Source organism: Pseudomonas siliginis, assembly GCF_024072275.1.
GTDB classification, from domain to species: Bacteria; Pseudomonadota; Gammaproteobacteria; order Pseudomonadales; family Pseudomonadaceae; genus Aquipseudomonas; species Aquipseudomonas siliginis.
In genome coordinates this window covers 2,326,275-2,341,937 of sequence record NZ_CP099598.1, presented here as the reverse complement: position 1 = coordinate 2,341,937, position 15,663 = coordinate 2,326,275, and the positions used below count along the sequence as shown (strand labels likewise).

10 protein-coding genes are annotated in these 15,663 nt (G+C 61.0%); 7 read left to right on the top strand and 3 right to left on the bottom strand.

Going from position 1 to position 15,663, the window contains the following annotated elements; genetic code table 11:
• Positions 1–184: 184 nt before the first annotated feature.
• The 7 genes from NF676_RS10925 to NF676_RS10895 all read left to right on the top strand — a co-directional run bounded on the left by NF676_RS10925 (position 185) and on the right by NF676_RS10895 (position 11,654).
• A complete protein-coding gene (locus NF676_RS10925; RefSeq protein WP_095179575.1) occupies positions 185–2,017 on the top strand; it encodes an extracellular solute-binding protein in 1,833 nt (610 codons plus the stop codon).
• Positions 2,014–3,855 (top strand): extracellular solute-binding protein, encoded by a 1,842-nt coding sequence (locus NF676_RS10920; protein WP_252883565.1) that lies wholly within the window; start codon positions 2,014–2,016, stop codon positions 3,853–3,855. Before NF676_RS10925 ends, NF676_RS10920 begins: the two co-directional genes overlap by 4 nt.
• Before the next feature lie 4 nt (positions 3,856–3,859).
• On the top strand, positions 3,860–4,933 hold the full coding sequence (locus tag NF676_RS10915) for a microcin C ABC transporter permease YejB (RefSeq protein ID WP_016774154.1): 1,074 nt from the start codon (positions 3,860–3,862) through the stop codon (positions 4,931–4,933).
• A 1-nt stretch (position 4,934) separates the two neighbouring features.
• Complete coding sequence (locus tag NF676_RS10910; RefSeq protein WP_016774153.1) at positions 4,935–5,954, top strand: ABC transporter permease; 1,020 nt, start codon at positions 4,935–4,937, stop codon at positions 5,952–5,954.
• Between the two features lies 1 nt (position 5,955).
• On the top strand, positions 5,956–7,566 hold the full coding sequence (locus tag NF676_RS10905; protein WP_150635691.1) for an ABC transporter ATP-binding protein: 1,611 nt from the start codon (positions 5,956–5,958) through the stop codon (positions 7,564–7,566).
• Between the two features lie 19 nt (positions 7,567–7,585).
• A complete protein-coding gene (gene fabI, locus NF676_RS10900; RefSeq protein WP_003202751.1) occupies positions 7,586–8,380 on the top strand; it encodes an enoyl-ACP reductase FabI in 795 nt (264 codons plus the stop codon).
• 151 nt (positions 8,381–8,531) lie between these two features.
• Entirely contained in the window at positions 8,532–11,654 is a 3,123-nt protein-coding gene (locus NF676_RS10895) for a hypothetical protein (RefSeq protein ID WP_252887687.1), read from the top strand.
• Between the two features lie 239 nt (positions 11,655–11,893).
• Here NF676_RS10895 and NF676_RS10890 read toward each other — a convergent pair whose 3' ends face one another.
• From NF676_RS10890 to NF676_RS10880, 3 genes are read right to left on the bottom strand one after another with little or no spacing between them, the layout of a single operon-like run.
• A complete protein-coding gene (locus NF676_RS10890; protein ID WP_252879862.1) occupies positions 11,894–12,856 on the bottom strand; it encodes a sensor domain-containing diguanylate cyclase in 963 nt (320 codons plus the stop codon).
• Positions 12,857–12,910: 54 nt separating this feature from the next.
• The gene (locus NF676_RS10885; protein ID WP_016774149.1) at positions 12,911–13,489 is read right to left on the bottom strand and encodes a hypothetical protein; all 579 of its coding nucleotides are present in this window, start codon (positions 13,487–13,489) and stop codon (positions 12,911–12,913) included.
• 1 nt (position 13,490) lies between these two features.
• Positions 13,491–15,653, bottom strand: coding sequence for a xanthine dehydrogenase family protein molybdopterin-binding subunit (locus NF676_RS10880; protein WP_252887686.1), 2,163 nt, complete (start codon positions 15,651–15,653; stop codon positions 13,491–13,493).
• Positions 15,654–15,663 lie beyond the last annotated feature (10 nt).

The window sequence follows — 15,663 nt, the reverse complement described above, 5'->3', positions numbered from 1 at the left end:
GGTATCGCACGTCGGTGCAATTCGCCCAGACACCACGATCAGTCCCCTCTCCCTCCGGGAGAGGGTTAGGGTGAGGGGCTCTTCGCGCAAACGATTAACCCGCCATTAACCCGCATCTTTTTCCTGTCCAGACAAGCTGTTACTGTACGGCCCACAAAGCCCAAGCCGCTGGATCGGATCTGACTTGAAGCGTGCCCTCTCCCTGCTCCTGATCAGCCTGGCCTTGAGCTCACCCGCAAGCGCGACGATTACCGAAAGTCATGGTTATGCGCAGTTCGGCACGCTCAAGTACCCGGCCAGATTTACCCACTTCGACTGGGTCAACCCGCAAGCGCCCAAGGGCGGTACGTTGCGGGTGATGGCGTTCGGCACCTTCGATACGGTCAATCCGTACACCTTCAAGGGCACCAGCCCGGTTACCACCGCCAATTTTCTCCAGTACGGCATCAACGAGCTCAACGAGCCGCTGATGGTCGGTACCGGACAGTATTCGCCGTCCGGCGACGAGCCGGCGTCGAGTTACGGGTTGATCGCACAATCGGTGGAGTACAGCGAAGATCGCAGCTGGGTCGTCTTCAATTTGCGCCCCGAAGCGCGCTTTCACGACGGAGCGCCGATCACCGCCTACGACGTGGCGTTCTCCTATCGAACGCTGCTCAAGGACGGTCATCCGCTGTATCGCACGGCCCTGCAGGAAGTGCTGCGAGTCGACATCCTCAACAAGCAGCGCATTCGCTTTGTGTTCAAGCGCTCGGGCAATCCGCTGCTGATCCTGCGCCTGGGCGAGTTGCCGGTGCTGCCGCAGCATTACTGGAAAGACCGCGACTTCAAAGCCACCACGTTCGAACCACCGCTGGGCAGCGGGCCGTACCGCATCACGTCGGTCACGCCAGGCCGACAGCTGATTTTCGAGCGGGTCAAGGATTACTGGGGCAAGGATCTGCCGGTCAATCGCGGCAAGTACAATTTCGATCGCATGGAAGTCGAGTTCTACCGCGACAGCGATGTCGCCTTCGAAGCGTTCAAGGCCGGTGAGTTCGACATCTACATCGAGCATCAGGCAAAGAACTGGGTCAACGGTTACAACTTCCCTGCTGTACGTCGTGGCGAAGTGATCAAGGTGCAGATCCCGCATCAGATCCCGACCCAGACTCAGGGCCTGTTCATGAACAGCCGCCGCGCGACCTTCGCCGATGTCAGGACGCGCGAAGCGTTGGGTCTGATGTTCGATTTCGAATGGACCAACCGCGCGCTGTTCAGCGATGCCTATAAACGCACCAGCAGCTACTACCCCAACAGCGAATTCACTGCGTCCGGCCTGCCGGTCGGCCATGAATGGCTGATGCTCAAACCCTACAAGGAGCAACTGCCGGCCAGGCTGTTTACCGAGCCGTTCACCCTGCCGAAAACCGACGGCCGTGGCATTCCGCGCGAGACTATGCGCAAAGCCCTCGCCCTGCTCGCCGAGGCCGGTTGGAAGCTCCACGGCCAGCGCCTGCAAGACAAAGACGGCCAACCGCTGCGCTTCGAACTGCTGCTGGTCAACCCGAGCCTGGAGCGGCTCTATCAGCCGTACATCGAAAACCTCAACAGCATCGGCATCGACGCGCGCCTGCGTACCGTCGATCGCGCCCAGTACAAACAGCGCCTCGACCAATTCGATTTCGACATGATCTCGATGACCCTCGGCCAGACCCTGAGCCCGGGCCTTGAGCAGTGGCAGTACTTCCACTCCAGCCAGGTGAACGTCAAGGGCAGCAAGAATTACGCGGGCATCGCCAATCCGGTGGTCGATCACCTGCTCGAACAATTGCTCGCCGCCCGCACTCGCGACGAGCAGGTGGCCGCCGGCAAGGCGCTCGACCGCGTGCTGCTCTGGCAGCACTACAGCATTCCCAACTGGTACCTCAATTATCACCGTCTGGCCTACCGCAACCGGTTGGCCTTTGTCACCACGCCGCCCTACACCCTGGGCCTGAGCGCATGGTGGCTGAAGTCTTCGGAGAAAGATCGATGAACGCTGTTCGCACCCTGCTCGTGCAGGCCGGCGGCTTGCTGTTCGCCGGGCTGGCCTGGGCCGCCCCGCAACACGCCGTGACCCTGTACAACGAGCCGCCGAAATACCCGGCCGATTTCAAGCATTTCGACTACGTGAACCCTGATGCGCCCAAGGGCGGCGTGTTCCGCCAAGCCGGTTTCGGCGGCTTCGATAGCCTCAACCCGTTCATCAACAAAGGCGTGCCGGCCGATGACATCGGCCAGATCTACGACACCCTGACCAAACACAGCCTCGACGAGCCGTTCACCGAGTACGGCCTGATTGCCAGCAAGATCGAGAAAGCCGACGACAACAGTTGGGTGCGCTTCTACCTGCGCCCGCAAGCACGTTTCCACGACGGCCACCCGGTGCGCGCCGAAGACGTGGTGTTCAGCTTCGAGACGTTGACCAAGGAAGGCTCGCCGATGTTTCGCGGCTACTACAACGACGTCGCCGAAGCCATCGCCGAAGACCCGTTGAAAGTCTTGTTCAAGTTCAAGCACAGCAACAACCGCGAGCTCCCGCTGATCCTCGGCCAGTTGCCGGTCCTGCCGAAACACTGGTGGGCCAGTCGCGACTTCAACAAGGGCAATCTGGAAATCCCGCTGGGCAGCGGCCCGTACAAGGTCACCCAAGTGAAGGCCGGCCGTTCGGTACGTTACGAGCGGGTCAAGGATTACTGGGGCAAGGACTTGCCGGTCAACCGTGGCTTCTACAACTTCGACACGATGACCACCGACTATTACCGCGACAACACCGTCGCCCTCGAAGCACTGAAGGCCGGGCAGTTCGATTACTGGCTGGAGATGACCGCGAAGAACTGGGCCAGCGCCTATAACGTTCCGGCGGTCACCGAGGGGCGTTTGATCAAGGAACTGATCCCCAACAGCAACCCGACCGGCATGCAGGGCTTCGTCTTCAACCTGCGCCGCCCGGTGTTCCAGGATGTGCGCGTGCGTCAGGCGCTGGGGCTGCTGTTCGACTTCGAATGGACCAACAAGCAATTGTTCAACGGCGCCTACGTGCGCACCCGCAGTTACTTCGAGAACTCGGAAATGGCCGCCACCGGCCTGCCCGACGCCGAGCAACGGACGATCCTCGAACCGTTTCGCAGCAAACTGCCGGCCCAGGTGTTCAGCGAAGCCTTCGAAAATCCCAAGACCGACGCCAGCGGCATGATCCGCACCCAGCAGCGTGAGGCGTATCAACTGCTGCAAGAGGCCGGCTGGAAAATCGTCGATGACAAAATGGTCGACGCCACTGGCAAACCGGTGGTGATCGAATTCCTCCTCGCCCAGACCGAGTTCGAACGGGTGCTGCTGCCGTTCAAGCGCAACCTCAGCGACCTCGGTATCGATCTGGTGATCCGCCGCGTCGACGTCTCGCAGTACATCAACCGCGTGCGCTCGCGGGACTTCGACATGATGGTCGGCAGCTTTCCGCAGTCCAACTCACCGGGCAACGAGCAGCGCGAGTACTGGATGAGCGCCGCCGCCGACAAACCGAGCAGCCGCAACAGCATGGGCCTCAAGGATCCTACCGTCGATCAACTGGTGGAAAGCCTGATCAACGCCGACTCGCGCAAAAGTCTGGTGGCCCACGCTCGCGCGCTGGATCGCGTACTGCAATGGGGCTACTACGTGGTGCCCAACTGGCACATCAAGAGCTGGCGCGTGGCCTACTGGAATCATATAGGCCACCCGAAAACCTCGCCCAAGTACGACATCGGCATCAATACCTGGTGGGTCAAGCCTGACGCCAAGCCTGCCGTAGAAGTCGAAACCCAACTGCAAGCCGACCCTGCGGGCACGGAGTAATCAGATGCTGGCGTATATCTTTCGGCGACTGCTGCTGATCATCCCGACCCTGTTCGGCATTCTGCTGATCAACTTCGTGATCATCCAGGCCGCGCCCGGCGGGCCGGTCGAGCAGATGATCGCCAAGCTCGAAGGTTTCGAAGGCGCCACCAGCCGGATTGCCGGCGGCGGTGCCGAAGTGGCGGTGGCCGGCTCGTCCTACCGTGGCGCGCAGGGGCTGGATCCGGCGCTGATCAAGGAAATCGAGCACATGTACGGGTTCGACAAATCGGCCCCGGAACGTCTGTGGATCATGGTCAAGAACTATGCGCAGCTGGATTTCGGCGACAGTTTCTTCCGCGACGCCAAGGTCATCGACCTGATCAAGGAAAAGATGCCGGTGTCGATCTCGCTGGGGCTGTGGAGCACGCTGATCATGTATCTGGTGTCGATCCCGCTGGGCATCGCCAAGGCCACGCGGCACGGCAGTCACTTCGACGTATGGACCAGTTCGGCGATCATCGTCGGCTATGCGATCCCGGCGTTTCTGTTTGCGATCCTGCTGATCGTGGTATTTGCCGGCGGCAGTTATCTGGACTGGTTCCCCCTGCGCGGGCTGACTTCGAACAACTTCGATGAGCTGAGCCTGGGCGGCAAGATCCTCGATTACTTCTGGCACCTGGCATTGCCGGTCACCGCACTGGTGATCGGCAACTTCGCGACCATGACCCTGTTGACCAAGAACAGCTTTCTCGACGAAATCAACAAGCAGTATGTGGTCACCGCCAAGGCCAAGGGCCTGACCCGCCATCGCGTGCTCTACGGCCACGTGTTCCGCAACGCCATGCTGCTGGTGATTGCCGGTTTTCCGTCGGCATTCATCGGTATCTTCTTCACCGGTTCGTTGCTGGTGGAAGTGATTTTCTCCCTCGACGGCCTCGGCCTGATGAGTTTCGAAGCGGCGATCAATCGCGATTACCCGGTGGTGTTCGGCACCCTGTTCATCTTCACCCTGCTCGGGCTGGTGGTGAAACTGATCGGCGATCTGACCTACACCTTTGTCGATCCGCGTATCGACTTCGCCAGCCGGGAGCATTGAGATGAACCTGTCCCCTCTCAACCGCCGGCGCTTCGAACTGTTCAAGGCCAACAAGCGTGGCTGGTGGTCGCTGTGGCTGTTTCTGATCCTGTTCGGCCTGAGTCTGGGCGCCGAGCTGATTGCCAACGACAAGCCGCTGGTCGTGCATTACGACAACAACTGGTATTTCCCGGCGATCAAGCGCTATCCGGAAACCGCGTTCGGCGGCGAATTCCCGCTGGAAGCCAACTACAAGAGTCCGTACATTCGCGAACTGCTCAAGGCCAAGGACGCGTGGATTCTGTGGGCGCCGATCCCCTACAGCTACCAGAGCATCAACTACGACCTGAAAGTCCCGGCCCCGGCGCCACCCTCGGCGGACAACCTGCTGGGCACCGACGATCAGGGCCGCGACGTGTTGGCGCGGGTGATCTACGGTTTCCGCATTTCCGTGTTGTTTGCGCTGACGCTGACCGTGCTGAGTTCGATCATCGGCGTGATTGCCGGGGCGCTACAGGGCTTTTATGGCGGCTGGGTCGATCTCGCCGGGCAGCGTTTTCTCGAGATCTGGTCGGGGCTGCCGGTGCTGTATCTGCTGATCATCCTTGCCAGTTTCGTCCAGCCGAATTTCTGGTGGTTGCTGGGCATCATGCTGCTGTTCTCGTGGATGAGCCTGGTCGATGTGGTGCGCGCCGAGTTCCTGCGCGGGCGCAATCTGGAATACGTGCGCGCCGCCCGCGCGCTGGGCATGCAGAACGGCGCGATCATGTTCCGCCACATCCTGCCCAACGCCATGGTCTCGACCATGACCTTCATGCCGTTCATTCTCACCGGCGCCATCGGCACCCTGACCGCGCTGGACTTCCTCGGCTTCGGCTTGCCGGCCGGCAGTCCGTCGCTGGGCGAACTGGTTGCCCAAGGCAAATCCAACCTGCAGGCGCCGTGGCTGGGCATGAGCGCGTTTGCCGTACTGGCACTGATGTTGAGCCTGCTGGTGTTTATCGGCGAGTCCGCTCGCGATGCCTTCGACCCGAGGAAGTGAAATGAATCAGGACAATCTGATCGAAGTGCGCGACCTCGCCGTCGAATTCGGTTTCGGCGAGCGCGTGCACCGCGTGGTCGAGGGCGTGAGCTTTGACATCAAGCGCGGCGAGACCCTGGCACTGGTCGGCGAATCGGGCTCGGGCAAATCGGTAACGGCGCATTCGATCCTGCGCCTGCTGCCCTACCCCATGGCGCGGCATCCGGCCGGCAGCATCAATTACGCCGGGCAGAACCTGCTGGATTTGAGCGAGAAGACCATCCGCCATATTCGTGGCAACCGCATCGCCATGATCTTTCAGGAGCCGATGACCTCGCTCAATCCGCTGCATTCGATTGAGAAGCAGATCAACGAAGTGCTCGGCATCCACAAGGGCCTGAGTGGCAAAGTGGCGACCAAACGCACGCTGGAGCTGCTGGAAATGGTCGGCATTCCCGAGCCGCACAAGCGGCTCAAGGCGCTGCCCCATGAATTGTCCGGCGGCCAGCGGCAGCGGGTGATGATCGCCATGGCCCTGGCCAACGAGCCGGAATTGCTGATCGCCGACGAACCGACCACGGCGCTGGACGTGACCGTTCAGCTGAAAATCCTCGATTTGCTCAAGGATCTTCAGGCCCGATTGGGCATGTCGCTGCTACTGATCAGTCACGATTTGAACCTGGTGCGAAGAATTGCGCATCGCGTATGTGTCATGCAGCGCGGTTGCATCGTCGAACAGGCATCGTGCGCAGAGCTGTTCCGTTCGCCGCAGCATCCGTACACTCGGGAATTGCTCGGCGCGGAGCCCAGCGGCGGCCCGGCGAGCAATGAAATCGGCGCGCCGCTGCTTGAAGTCGAGGACCTCAAAGTCTGGTTCCCGATCAAGAAAGGCCTGCTCAAACGCACGGTGGATTACGTCAAGGCAGTGGACGGCATCAATTTCAGCCTGCCTCAGGGGCAGACTTTGGGGATCGTCGGCGAAAGCGGTTCTGGCAAATCCACCCTCGGTCTGGCGATTTTGCGGCTGATCGGCAGCAAAGGCACGATCCGCTTTGAAGGCAAGCAGCTAGACTGCCTGACGCAGAACGAGATTCGGCCGCTGCGGCGGGAGATGCAGGTGGTGTTTCAGGACCCGTTCGGCAGCCTGAGCCCGCGCATGTGCGTCAATGACATCGTTGGCGAAGGCCTGCGGATACACAGAATGGGCACCGCAGCCGAACAGGAAGCGGCGATCATTGCGGCATTGAAGGAGGTAGGTCTGGATCCGGAAACCCGGCACCGCTACCCCCACGAATTTTCCGGTGGGCAACGGCAGCGAATCGCCATTGCCCGGGCCTTGGTGCTGAAACCGGCGCTGATCCTGCTGGACGAGCCGACTTCGGCGCTCGACCGGACGGTGCAGCGGCAAGTGGTGGAGCTGTTGCGTTCACTGCAAGCCAAGTACAACCTGACGTATTTGTTCATCAGCCATGACCTGGCTGTCGTCAAAGCGCTGAGCCACCAGCTGATGGTGGTCAAGCATGGCCAAGTGGTCGAACAGGGAGACGCGCAAAGTATCTTTGCCGCCCCCCAACATCCGTATACACAGCAGTTGCTGGAAGCCGCTTTTCTGGCACCAGCCACTGCGCAATAACCTGAAAGAGGAGCAACACATGGGTTTTCTCGCCGGTAAGCGCGTACTGATCGTCGGTGTCGCCAGCAAGCTGTCCATCGCATCCGGCATCGCTGCCGCCATGCATCGCGAGGGCGCTGAGCTTGCCTTCACTTATCAGAACGACAAACTCAAGGGTCGCGTCGAAGAGTTCGCACAAGGCTGGGGTTCGAGCCCTGAGCTGTGCTTCCCGTGCGACGTGGCCAGCGATGAAGAAATCGCCAAGGTCTTCGAAGAGCTGAGCAAGAAGTGGGACGGCCTGGACTGCATCGTGCACTCCGTCGGCTTCGCCCCGGGCGACCAACTGGACGGCGACTTCACCGAAGCCACCACCCGTGAAGGTTTCCGCATTGCTCACGACATCAGCGCCTACAGCTTCGTGGCCCTGGCCAAGGCCGGTCGCGAAATGATGAAAGGCCGCAACGGCAGCCTGCTGACCCTGTCGTACCTGGGCGCCGAGCGCACCATGCCGAACTACAACGTGATGGGCATGGCCAAGGCCTCGCTGGAAGCCGGCGTCCGTTACCTGGCCGGTTCCCTCGGTCCGGACGGCACCCGCGTCAACTGCGTATCGGCTGGCCCGATCCGCACCCTGGCCGCTTCCGGCATCAAGAACTTCCGCAAGATGCTGGCCGCCAACGAAGCGCAGACTCCGCTGCGCCGCAACGTCACCATCGAAGAAGTCGGCAACGCCGGCGCCTTCCTGTGCTCCGACCTGGCGTCGGGCATCAGCGGTGAAATCATGTACGTCGACGGCGGCTTCAACACCACCGCGATGGGCAACATCGAAGAGTGATCTTCCTGTAGCCGATAGAAAAACCCGCCGGATCCGGCGGGTTTTTTTATGCCTGCAGGAAAGCTCGCCCAACTACATATGTACCGCCAACCACCCTGCCCTGCCTTTGATACTCGGCGCTCGATGCTTATCAGCCGCCAGGGAGGCGCAGATGGACGACACACCGGTACACGAACAGACGCTGATTCACAATCTCATCGCAGAATTGACCGCCGTACCGGTGGTCAGCGCCGCCACATCGGCGCGCACGCTGGAGGTTCCCCGTGCATGCCGGCTGCGCGAATGGATGGAGCTTTACTGGAGCGCCCTCGAACGCCCCGAATTTCTGGACTGGGCCAGTGGCTTTAACATCGATCTGGACACCCTGCAGATCAAGGGCGATACCCTGCAAGCGCAAACACCCTCGAACGGCTCCAACGGCGTTCGCACGTTCACGCTGGAAGATGATTCAGGCTGGTGGCAGATGGCGCCGATGCTGCTGTCGATTTCCCAGCGTATCGATCCTGCGGGGCTGGGCCTGCCCTACATCGGCGGTAAATCCGCCAACCCGCTGTATCGGTTTCCACGGCAAGTGGTGCTGGCGTTCTACGGTTACCCGGAACCGCAAAACCAGATTCAGGCCCGAGTCATCCTCGCCGAGCTGAAGAAAACCGGGCTGGCGGCCATCGATGAAAACGGCCAGAGCACGTCGGCGCTAGTGAAGGAACGCAACGCGCAACTGCAAGATTTTCGGGCGATCGCCGATCGAATCGATGAAGTGTTGCTGGCGAGCGACCCTTTCGAGCAGCGAGGCTTTCTCGACACGCCGGTAACCCTCACTTCGGCCTCTGTTTCTGCACCGGCCAGAGGGCCGCGCCTCAAACTGGGCGAGCTTCTGGGCCGCTATGAGTTTGCGTTGCCGCAAGATGCTCGCGAAGCCAGGGCACTTGCGCAACGCCTGCGCCAGCAAAGCTGGCCGGCGCTGCCCTACGTCAGCGATTACGTGCAAAGCAACGACCCCATCCGCAGTTATCGTGAAGAGTTTGGCGCTCTGGAAGATAACCGGCACATCGTGCGACGCCTTGAAGCGCTGAGCTGGAACAAAGCGCCCAAGGCCAAGATCGATTACGAGGAAATCAGCGAGCCCCATCCGGATTCCGCGCTGGCGGGACGGATGAAGTATGGCCAGCGTCAATTGCAGACACTCAGCGCCGATGAGGATTTTCAAGCCATCCTGCAGCAGCACGGACTGCCCGCCGACAGTCAATTGCTCGTCACCGAATCCGGTCATGTCGGTACTGCCAGCGTAAAAGGCTGGGTCACCCTGACGGCGCAGGTGGAAAAACAGGCTGATCTGAAACTCTTTCGCGACCAGCTCAAGGCCAAGGCAAGCAAAGCCGGCGGCGCCCTGCGCTCAAGCGGTAAAGTCACCCTTGGGCAAATGCTGCGCTTCTACAATCTGCTTTTGCCGAACACTGTCGAGCAAGCCCTCGCGCTGGTGAAATGGTTCAGGATCAATCTGCACACCCGCCCCGGGCATATGAATCACTGGTATCTGCTCGGCCAGCCGTGGACACAAACCGAACGGTTCACGGCGCAACAGCGTCAGAGCATCATCGACACCACACAGGCGTTTTTACCCGTAGACTCGCCGCCGTTGATCGACTACCTCAGTGAGGGTGTCGATACCGATCTGCCGCTCAAAACGCTCCAGGCAAAAGCCGACTACCTGATCAGCCGTATTCTGATCACACCGCGCGCGCAAACGCTGGGCAATCTGCTGGTGAAGACTCTGGGCGCTCCGGCGCAGGAGAAACGCCTGCTGGCCACCAACCGCGATCGCCTGTTGCTCGCTGCATTGATTCTCAGCCTGGAGCCGAACGCGGGTGAAGATTTGAACCGTATTGTCGAGCAACGTCTGGAGGGGCGTGATTTCTGGGGCGACAGCTATGACGAGGTACGCCGCTTCATTGATCGGCAGCCCGCTCTTGCATCGGTCAAAAACAAGACGTTGGCCACCCATCTGTTGTTGTCCGGTATAGCGCCGGAGTTTCTGACCCGGCATATTCCGCCATCACTCTGTTACATGAGTTGTTCGCGTTGGGTCAGGCTGAAGCAGGTCGTGCTGTATATCGAAAGCCAAATGCCGGGTGTGGCACGCCTGATGAGCTATGAGCAACTGAGCCAACTGACCAAAGGCCCGGCCCCCACGCACTTCTACAAATTCCTGCGCGAGGATTCCTGTGCCTCACTGGTCGTTGACTGGGCGGTTGCCAGAGGGCTGATCCAGCGCAACGCCGAATTTCCGGTGACTGTTTATGACGCCACGACTCTGAAGCAGGCCGATGTCCTGTTCCGCAACCACAATCGCCTGTTGAACGATCTTTATCGGCGGGCGTTCCTCTCGGCACCGCCCACTCCCGTCACGGTTGCCCTGGCCGATCTGCGCAAGGTGTTCAGCGATTCCCCCTACCTCACGGAGAAGGCGCTGTTTGCTCCCGACTCCAACACGCAGACCTCTGCAGCGCACTATTCGCTGAGCGAACTGCATGTCGCCGGCAAGCTGACAGGTGACCTGCAAGGATGGCAATCGAGCAATGCACAGTTGCAACTGGCCCCCATGCTTGCCTCGTTGCCCAGACTGCACAATGTGGCGACCTACTTCCATGCGGCACTGAGCGCACGCCTGAGGCAAATGAAGGACGCACATATCGCATTTCTCAAGGAAGCGTTCTGTCGCTTGCCGTTCGCGCAGCGAATCGACATCGAAGATCACGAGCTGGAACTGCTCGCCCTGCGGCCAGTATCGGCAGCCACGGACAAGCTGGCTGACGCCAGCACTGCGCCATTCGGCATCTTGGCGCTGCTGCGTGGGAGTCCAGCCAGAGTCTTCGAGATTTTCACTGGCAGGAATGAAGTGGTGCTGCGTCGCGATATCGACCTTGCATTACTCAAACCATCGGGGGCAAATGATGCGGCGAAATCGCTGCCCGTCGACGCCGAAGCCTACAGGCACGGCTCCCAGCCTCGCTTGAATGCCACTTGTAACGCGTTCATTACTCGCCTCGATATTCAGGGCGCACCCCTGGCGCAACAGGAGCGCGCCGCCGTGCCCGATACCTTCGTCTCCAACACAGTTAACGCCATCGCCAGCACTGCCGTCAGGCATCTGTTCGATGCTTTCAAAGCGCAAGCCTTGCAAGACGCATTGCGCGTGCCCGAACTCGAGGATGCCGCTGCGAGTCACGAGAAATGGCTGGCGTTTTACCAGAAGCTGAGCCCGCCCAAGCGCTGAGCACTGGCGAATCCGGCGATAGATCGACTGACGCCTTCGCGAGCAGGCTCGCTCCCACATAGATGGTGCTGAACTGAAAAATCCTCCGCGCCATCGAGACCTGTGGGAGCGAGCCTGCTCGCAAAGACATTCCATCAGCCAGCATCAAATTGCCTGACCCACCGCCATCGCGGGCAAGCCCGCTCCCACGGGATTCAAGGGAGTCTGTGGGAGCTGGCTCGCCAGCGATGGTGCCGGTGCTAGCAGCCTTTCAGAGCTTGCTTGTGCGCATACATTGCGCCATCCGCATCGGCCAGCAGTCGATCAACGCTTTCGTGGCGTTTGGGGTCGTATTCGATCTGGCCGACGCTGAAGCGAATCGCGTAACCACGGTGCAGCGTGGCGTTGCGCTCTTCGAGGATTTCCTTGAGCCGCGCCATGATCCGCGTGGTTTCAACGTGGCTCGAGCCGGTCAGCAACGCGACGAACTCATCACCACCCAAGCGCCCGACCACATCGCTCTCGCGAAAGGCAATGCGCAACACATCGGCGAAGGTCTTCAGCGCACTGTCACCTTCGGCATGCCCGTACAGATCGTTGATCTGCTTGAAGTCGTTGAGATCGAAAAACAACAGCGTCGCCGGTCGGTTCAAACGTGCGCAGGCATCCAGCGCGTGCTGGGCCAGTTGCTTGAAACCACGGCGATTGGACAGCAGCGTCAGTTCATCCATGCTTGCCATCTGCACCGCCGTCAGCTCTTGCTCGGCCATCTCCGCGAGGTCGCGCAACAAGGCACGCTCTTCGTCGTCGAGATGGCGGGGTTTGGTATCGATCAGGCACAAGGTGCCCATTTTGTTACCGTCCGGCACGGTCAGCGGATAACCGGCGTAAAAGCGAATATTCGGTGCGCCGGTGACCAACGGGTTGTCATGAAAGCGCAAATCTTCCAGCGCATCGGGCACCAGCATCAGCTCGTTTTGCAAAATCGCATGGCCGCAGAACGAGACATCGCGGGATGTCTCGCTGACATCCAGACCCACACAGGACTTGAACCACTGGCGATCCTTGTCGACCAGCGTGACCAGGGCGATCGGCACGTTGAACAGGCGCTTGGCCAGGCGTGTCAGACGATCAAAGCGCTCCTCCGGCGCCGAGTCGAGGTTGAGGCCGTGCAAGGCGTCGATTCGTGCAGCTTCATTGGCAGGTTTTCCGGGCACCAGCATGCGCACACTCCGTAGACAGTCATGCGTTCAGCGTAGCGCTTAATCGTCGGGGCATCACATTTGCGCCACCGGACACGGCCCGCCGGCATCGGCCCAGAGTTTGAACTGCGCGACGAAAATATCGTGCGGCACCGGCACCGGTGCGCGCCCTGCCCCGGGATTCCAGCCCCAGAGCACCAGTTTGTCTTCGCTGACGTGTTTTAACAGCGCGGCGAAATCCCGATCGCCGTTGCTCGCACGGTCCTTGATCATCGCGCAGAGCTTGTCCGAGGGCAGGCCGATCCAGGCCATTTTGTGTGCCGCTGGCGGCAGGCTCCAGTGCGGCGCACCCGGCGGCGCATGGGGGCCATAACTGGCCGGCGGATTGCTTTCAGCGTGACAGGTGGCGCAGGGCAAACCGGCGGCGCCCTTGCCATCCATGCCGCGCACTACATTCATCGCGTGAGGGATGCCGGCGTCGAACTGCAACGGCGAATCGCCGGGAATGTGGCAGTTCTGGCAGCGCGGGCTCTGGAACACTTTCTGCACCGTGCCGAAGGCCTTCAACGCTTCCTGATCCTCGGCAAACAGGTCCGAGGCATAGCCACCGAGGCCCAGCAACACGACGGTGCCCAACACAAGATGTCGTTTCATCTCACACCCCCGACAATTGCAGTGGCAGTTCGCGCAGGCGCTGCCCGGTCAAGGCGAACACTGCGTTGGCTACCGCCGGCGCAGTCGGTGGCACGCCGGGCTCGCCGATGCCGCCGGGTTTTTCGCTGCTGGGGACGATGTGCACTTCCACCGCCGGCATTTCATTGAGCCGCAGCACTTGATAATCGTGATAGTTGGACTGCACGACGCCGCCGTCCTTGACGGTGAGCTTGCTGTGCAGGGCCATGCCGAGGCCGAAAGTGATGCACGATTCCATCTGCGCGGCGATGCTCTGCGGGTTTACCGCAATGCCGCAGTCCACGGCGCAGACCACCCGATGCACGCGGATCGCCAGATTGTCCTGCGACACCTCCGCCACTTGCGCCACGTAGCTGCCGAACGACTCGTGCACCGCCACGCCCAGAGCATGCCCGTCCGGCAACGGCGCGCCCCAGTTGGCCTTCTCCACCGCCAGATTGAGCACGCCGAGGTGGCGCGGGTGCGCCTTGAGCAGCGTTCGTCGGTACTCCACCGGATCCTTGCCCGCCGCCGTCGCCAGTTCATCGATCAGCGATTCCATGACAAACCCCGTGTGGGTGTGGCCCACCGAACGCAGCCACAACACATTGATGCCGGTCTGCGGCGAATGCAGATCGACCTGATGATGAGGCAGATCCTTGATGTACGGACTGTCGGCCACGCCCTCGACCGAGGTGGCATCGATGCCGTTCTTGACCATCGCTGCCTCGAGCATCGTCCCGGCCATGATCGACTGGCCGACCAGCACATGCTGCCAGCTCATCGGCAAACCATCAGCGCCCAGCCCGACCTGCGCCTTGTGCAGGTACATCGAACGATAGTAGCCGCCGCGAATGTCATCTTCGCGCGCCCACACGGTTTTCACCGGCAGGTCCGCCGCTTTCGCCACTTGCACCGCTTCGGCGACGAAATCCGAAGTCGGATTGGCACGGCGACCGAAGCCACCACCAAGAAATTCCGTGTGAATTTCGACCTGCTCGGGCTTGAGCCCGGTGATCTTGCTGGCGACCATTTGGTCGAGGGTCTGAAACTGCGTGCCAGTCCAGATTTCGCATTTGCCGGCGCTGATTTTCACCGTGCAATTGAGCGGTTCCATCGGCGCGTGGGCTAGGTAAGGCACGCTGTATTCGACCTCGATTTTTTTCGCGGCTTTGCCGAAATTGGCCTTGGCATCTCCAGCCTGCGTGGCCGAGGTGCCCGGCGTCGCTGCCAGTTTGCGGAAACTCTCCAGCAGCTTTTCACTGCTCATGTCGGCCAACGGCCCCAGGTCCCAATCGACCTTCAGCGCATCACGGCCCAGCTTCGCCGCCCAGAAATGCTCGGCCACCACCGCTACGCCGCTGGGCACCTGCACAACCTTGTGTACGCCGGGAATGGCCAGCGCTGCGGCGCCTTCGAAGGATTTCACCGTGGCACCGAACACCGGGGCGCGGGCGACCATCGCGGTCATCAGGCCTTCAAACTGCACGTCCATGCCGAACTTGGCGCGGCCGGTGATCTTCTCCGGGGTATCGAGGCGCTTGGTCGGTTTGCCGATGACTTTCCAGTCCTTGGCTTCCTTGAAAGTGATGGTTTTCTGGTCCGGCACCGGCAGTTGCCCGGCGGCATCGGCCAGTTCGCCGTAGGTCGCGCGTTGGTCCCCGGCGATGACCACGCCGGACTCCGTGCGAATCGTCGACGGGGCGACGTCGAAGCGTTTCGCCGCCGCTTCCACCAGCATCTGCCGCGCCGTCGCCCCGGCGAGTCGATAGCGGTCGAATTCCATCCAGGTCGACGTCGAGCCACCGGTGATCTGCATGCCGCCAAATGCCGGCAACCCGTAATCCGCCGCCGAGGCTGGCGAGTGCTCGACGCGGATTTTCGACCAGTCGGCGTCCAGTTCTTCGGCGATCAGCATGGTCAGGCCGGTCCAGATGCCCTGGCCCATTTCCGAATGACCGAGCAGCACGGTGACGCTGTTGTCCGCCGCGATGCGCAGAAACGCGTTGGGTGCGAAGGTCTTGTTCTGATTTTCTGCCGCCCGGGCAAAGCGGTTGGCCCCGGGCACCACAAACGCCACCATCAGGCCGCCGCTTAACAGTGCGCTGCCCTTGAGAAACCCGCGACGCGATACAGGACTGTTCATCGTTCCTCTC

What these genes read in the sequence shown, in the direction of transcription:
- NF676_RS10920 (WP_252883565.1), top strand. Translation starts at nt 2,014, where the DNA reads ATGAACGCTGTTCGCACCCTGCTCGTGCAGGCCGGCGGCTTGCTGTTC.
- NF676_RS10915 (WP_016774154.1), top strand. Translation starts at nt 3,860, where the DNA reads ATGCTGGCGTATATCTTTCGGCGACTGCTGCTGATCATCCCGACCCTG.
- NF676_RS10910 (WP_016774153.1), top strand. Translation starts at nt 4,935, where the DNA reads ATGAACCTGTCCCCTCTCAACCGCCGGCGCTTCGAACTGTTCAAGGCC.
- NF676_RS10905 (WP_150635691.1), top strand. Translation starts at nt 5,956, where the DNA reads ATGAATCAGGACAATCTGATCGAAGTGCGCGACCTCGCCGTCGAATTC.
- fabI (WP_003202751.1), top strand. Translation starts at nt 7,586, where the DNA reads ATGGGTTTTCTCGCCGGTAAGCGCGTACTGATCGTCGGTGTCGCCAGC.
- NF676_RS10895 (WP_252887687.1), top strand. Translation starts at nt 8,532, where the DNA reads ATGGACGACACACCGGTACACGAACAGACGCTGATTCACAATCTCATC.
- NF676_RS10890 (WP_252879862.1), bottom strand. Translation starts at nt 12,856, where the DNA reads ATGCTGGTGCCCGGAAAACCTGCCAATGAAGCTGCACGAATCGACGCC.
- NF676_RS10885 (WP_016774149.1), bottom strand. Translation starts at nt 13,489, where the DNA reads ATGAAACGACATCTTGTGTTGGGCACCGTCGTGTTGCTGGGCCTCGGT.
- NF676_RS10880 (WP_252887686.1), bottom strand. Translation starts at nt 15,653, where the DNA reads ATGAACAGTCCTGTATCGCGTCGCGGGTTTCTCAAGGGCAGCGCACTG.